The sequence below is a fragment of the Bartonella queenslandensis AUST/NH15 genome (assembly GCF_000312585.1).
GTDB classification, from domain to species: Bacteria; Pseudomonadota; Alphaproteobacteria; order Rhizobiales; family Rhizobiaceae; genus Bartonella; species Bartonella queenslandensis_A.
In genome coordinates this window covers 1-590 of the sequence record NZ_HE998009.1, presented here as the reverse complement: position 1 = coordinate 590, position 590 = coordinate 1, and positions in this window count along the sequence as shown.

Here is a 590-nt window from a genome sequence, read left to right as displayed (position 1 = left end):
TCTAAGAAATATGAAACACCTACTACAAAATTATTGAAAATATCAAAGGAAGCCGTGTTTTTATAAAAGTTGTTTTAATTTATATTAAGTCGTTGTAAATATACAATGTGTTCATTATGTTATCATAATTTGTTCTTTTATATGTTGAATGAGAAACCTAAATATCGGTAGATCTCTCATGTAAAATCACCTGCTTGCACATCACAAGGGTGGCTAGCATGTGGATAGGAAACATTTTATGAACCATCTCAGAACCAAGAGCTATAGCAATATTGGTAATTGGTAAAAGTGTACGAGGGTATCGATTTGCTCCTTCTTAACTGTAAAGATGCTGATATCCTAGTATATATATTATTCGCAGAGGCTTTAGCATTACACTATTCATAAGCATCATCAAGAAATCGGTGTGATGTACTCTAAGAGGCGCCTTTTTAAAACAAGCTCGTAAATTGATCAAAACAATTTACATCGCGTTTGAATTGTTCTCTTTGTAAATGAGAGACATCACTCTATTAAAGAACGTGAAACATAAAAGCGTAATTTCCATTATTAAAAAGATATTGATGTGAGCGTTTTTGAGAATCAGAAAG